Source organism: Corallococcus sicarius (genome assembly GCF_003611735.1).
In the GTDB taxonomy this organism is placed as follows: domain Bacteria; phylum Myxococcota; class Myxococcia; order Myxococcales; family Myxococcaceae; genus Corallococcus; species Corallococcus sicarius.
Genome location: NZ_RAWG01000537.1, coordinates 1 through 3,436, shown reverse-complemented (window position 1 = coordinate 3,436; position 3,436 = coordinate 1). Strand labels below are relative to the sequence as shown.

2 protein-coding genes are annotated in these 3,436 nt (G+C 72.2%); one reads left to right on the top strand and one right to left on the bottom strand.

The window, feature by feature from the left end; all coding sequences use genetic code 11:
- Positions 1-163: 163 nt before the first annotated feature.
- A complete protein-coding gene (locus D7X12_RS40275) occupies positions 164-2,737 on the top strand; it encodes a Kelch repeat-containing protein (protein WP_120630424.1) in 2,574 nt (857 codons plus the stop codon).
- 15 nt (positions 2,738-2,752) lie between these two features.
- Here D7X12_RS40275 and D7X12_RS40270 read toward each other — a convergent pair whose 3' ends face one another.
- Positions 2,753-3,277, bottom strand: coding sequence for a hypothetical protein (locus D7X12_RS40270; RefSeq protein WP_120630423.1), 525 nt, complete (start codon positions 3,275-3,277; stop codon positions 2,753-2,755).
- Between the last annotated feature and the right edge of the window lie 159 nt (positions 3,278-3,436).

Here is a 3,436-nt window from a genome sequence, read left to right as displayed (position 1 = left end):
GGAGATGTACGGGGCGCCCATGGCCTCGGAGGCCTCCGCCTTCACGTTGGGCTTGGGGCTGCGCGAGTACACCGTCGTCTCATAGCCCGCGCGCATCAGCGCCATCGCGCCCAGCTGCGCCACCGGCTCGCTCCCGAACATCCGCTACGAGCACAATGCGACGTTGCTGCCCAATGGCAAGGTGCTCCTGGTGGGCGGGCGGGCGTTGAGTACCTCCAATACCAGCTTCTACTCCTCGGCCCTGCTCTACACGCCAGCGACAGGCACCTGGGCCGCGACGGGTGCACTCCCTCAATACCGGTTCAATCCCGCCCTGACGCTGCTGCCCGATGGCCGGGTGCTCGTGTCAGGAGGAGGGAACGCCAGCAGCGGCACCGTCGTCGCCACCGCCGTGGTGTACACGCCAGCCACGGGTGTCTGGACCGCCGCCGCCTCCGGCCTCCAGGGCCGTTACAATCACACGGCGACGGTGCTGCCCAATGGCCGGGTGCTCCTCGTGGGAGGCTACAACGGAATCCACAGCCCCTTCGGCGAGGCCATGAGGAGTGCCGAGGTGTATGACCCGGCGACCGGCGCCTCCCTCTCCGGCTGGCTCGTGCACGCTCGCGGCTACCACACGGCGACGAAGCTGCTCGATGGCCGGGTGCTCGTCACCGGCGGCTCGGGCAGCGGTCGGCCCGGGACCTCCGAGGTGTACGACCCGGCCACCGGCTCCTGGACCGCCACGCCGTCACACGCCGAGGCCCGTCAGCTCCCCACGGCGACGACGCTGGCGGACGGCCGGGTGCTCCTGGCGGGAGGGCTGGGCCCCAACGGCCCCGTCGCCAGTGCCGAGCTGCACGACCCGGCCACCCACACCGCGTCCACCACCGGCGCGCTCGCCCAGGCCCGCTCCAGCCACACGGCGACCCCGTTGAGCGATGGCCGGGTGCTCGTCACCGGTGGCCTGGGTGCCAGCGGTCCGCTCGCGACCTGCGAACTGTATGACCCCGCGACCGGTGCCTGGAGTCCCACGGGTTCGCTCGCGCAGGCGCGCAGCGTCCACACGGCGGCGCTGCTGCCCGACGGCCGGGTCCTCATCACGGGAGGGCTGGGCCCCACCGCGCCCCTCGCGACCTCCGAGGTGTTCGATCCTGCCACCGGCACCTGGACGGTGACGGGCGCACTGGCCGCGGCCCGCTCCGGCCACACGGCGACGCTGCTGCCCAACGGCAAGGTGCTGGTCGTGGGCGGCAGGAGCGCCACCGCCGCGCTTGCCACCGCCCAGCTCTATGCGCCGACCACCGGCACCTGGACGGCGACGGGCGCACTGGCCGCGGCCCGCTCCAGCCACACGGCGACGCTGCTGCCCAACGGCAAGGTGCTCGTGGCGGGGGGAGCGGGCGCCAGCGCTCCGCTCGCCACCGCCCAACTCTACGAGCCGACCACGGGCGTCTGGACGGCCACGGGTTCGCTGGCGGTGGCCCGCTCCCAACACACCGCGACGCTGCTGCCGGATGGCACGGTGCTCGTGGCGGGCGGCAAGGGCGTCAGCGAAATCTTCTCCAGCACCGAGGTCCTCACGCCAGCCACCGGCTCCTGGCGCTACTTCGGCCCGCTCGCGCAGCGCCGCGCCTGGCACACGGCGACGCTGCTGCCTGACGGCAAGGTGCTCATGGCGGGCGGCTCGGGTCCCAGCGGCCCCCTGAGCAGCTTCCAGGAGTACGACCCGGCCGTCGGCTCCTGGACGGCCACCGGCGCGCTCGCGCAGGCCCGCCGCCTCCACACGGCGACGCTGTTGAACAACGGCAAGGTGCTCGTGGTGGGCGGTCAGGGGCCTGGCGGCGCCCTCGCGAGCGCGGAGCTCTATGATCCGGTCACCGGGACGTGGTCGGCCACCGGCTCGCTCGCCCAGGCCCGCTACTCCCACACCGCGACGCTGCTGGCGACGGGCGGGGTCCTCGTGGTGGGCGGATTCGGGACGGCCCGGCTCGCCACGGCGGAGCTGTATGACCCGGCCACGGGCGTCTGGACCGCCGCCGGCTCCCTGACGACGGCCCGCTATCTCCACACCGCGATCGAGTTTCCCAATGTGGCCAAGGTGCTCGTGGCGGGAGGCTCTGGCCCCAGCGGCGCCCTCGCCACGGCCCAGCTCTATGATGAGCAGACGGGCACCTGGACCACGACGGGCTCGCTCACCGCGGCTCGCCATACCCACACGGCGACCTGGGCGTACGGGGTCTATCCCTCCGGTCAGATATTGGTGGTGGGCGGATATGGCTCCGCTGCCCTTGCGACGGCCGAGCTGTACAACCCGGCCACGGGCACCTGGACCGCCGCGGGCTCCGTCACCCAGGCTCGCTACGCTCATGGGACGACGATCGTGAACGGCGGGGTGCTCGTGACGGGCGGGACGGGTGCCAGCGGCGCCCTCGCCACGGCCGAGGTCTTCACGCCGGGCAATGCACAGAGCCGCGGACGCCCCACGGCCGGGCTCGCTCAAGCCCGTTCCCATTTCACGGAGACGCGGATGCCCAACTACCAGGATGTGCTCGTGGTGGGCGGAACGGGCGCCGCCGGCATCCTCGGCACCGCCGAGGTGTATGCCCCGACCCTCGGGGTGTGGTCCGGCACGGGCTCGCTCATCCAGGCCCGCCGAAGCCACACGGCCACGCTGCTGGACAATGGCAGACTGCTCGTGGTGGGCGGCGAGAATGGCACCGCCACCCCCTACCTCACCAGCGCGGAGCTGTACTGACGCGCCACCGCGCGCTCAGTCCGTGCTGAGAGGGTTCTCGTCGTCCGGGCAGGTGGGAGGGCACCGGACGCCATCCTCCACGGCCTCCGCGGCGTCGAGGGATGCGGCCGTGTCGGCTGACACCGCCGCGTCCCCCGGCGACGAGAGCTTCGTGAGGAGGTCCTTGCCCTGGGCGTCATGGGGCACCAGCACCAGGCGGGTCTGTCCGGCCGCATCCAGCCCCTGATAGATGCGCACCCCGGCCGCCGGATTGCCGCGCGAGTCCTTCACATTCAGCAGTGCGGCGATGGCGTCGCGGTTGAAGCGCTCGGAGTGTTCGAGCGCCAGCCGCGCCTTCATTCCCGGATGCTCCCGGTGGAGCGCCTCTCGCGTCTTGCGGAAGTGGCGGGTGTAGCCCGAGGCCACTTCCAGGGGAATGAAGTGTGTCTTCGCGGCCTCCAGGTCGAAGGGGATTGCCCCTGCCTTCTCCGGGACGGGGCTGTCACGGAACCCCAGCGACACGATGGCTGCCACGGCGAGACCTGCGACCTTGCGTTGCATGGAGGTGCTCCCTCTTGCGCGCCACCGCGCGCGTTGATGCCGGCCCGGAGGGTAGCGAATGGCGGGAGCCCGTCCATCCAGCACGACCAGGGTCTCCTTCCCGCTCCGTATCCACACCGGGACTCCCAGGGACCGGGGGCAGGGCAGGGGGCCCTGCTC

Excerpts from the sequence above, each read along its gene's own strand:
- D7X12_RS40270 (WP_120630423.1), bottom strand. The coding sequence starts at position 3,277 with ATGCAACGCAAGGTCGCAGGTCTCGCCGTGGCAGCCATCGTGTCGCTG.